Here is a 316-nt window from a genome sequence, read left to right on the forward strand (position 1 = left end):
AACCACATTACAGTTAAGCGCTATCTGTTGCTCAAGGCGGTAAGAGTTGCCCAAGGCAGTAAGAGCTGCGATTAACTAATGCGATACTAGCTCAGTTGGTAGAGCGCAACCTTGCCAAGGTTGAGGTCATCGGTTCGAACCCGATGTATCGCTCCAAATTCTCTCTCGTGCTTTGCACTGAAGAATATGGTCAAGTCTCATTGTACTTAACAATGCATCCGGACGCGGGATGGAGCAGTTTGGTAGCTCGTCGGGCTCATAACCCGAAGGTCGTCGGTTCAAATCCGGCTCCCGCAACCACATTACAGTTAAGCGC

At 50.0% G+C, this 316-nt stretch carries 2 tRNA genes; both read left to right on the forward strand.

Annotation, left to right across the window (positions count from 1 at the left end):
• Positions 1-80 precede the first annotated feature (80 nt).
• Positions 81-156, forward strand: a tRNA-Gly gene (locus BCU75_RS18580).
• A 67-nt stretch (positions 157-223) separates the two neighbouring features.
• Positions 224-300: transfer RNA gene (locus tag BCU75_RS18585), tRNA-Met, on the forward strand.
• Positions 301-316: the final 16 nt, after the last annotated feature.

The organism is Vibrio splendidus, assembly GCF_002873455.1.
GTDB lineage: Bacteria > Pseudomonadota > Gammaproteobacteria > Enterobacterales > Vibrionaceae > Vibrio > Vibrio splendidus_J.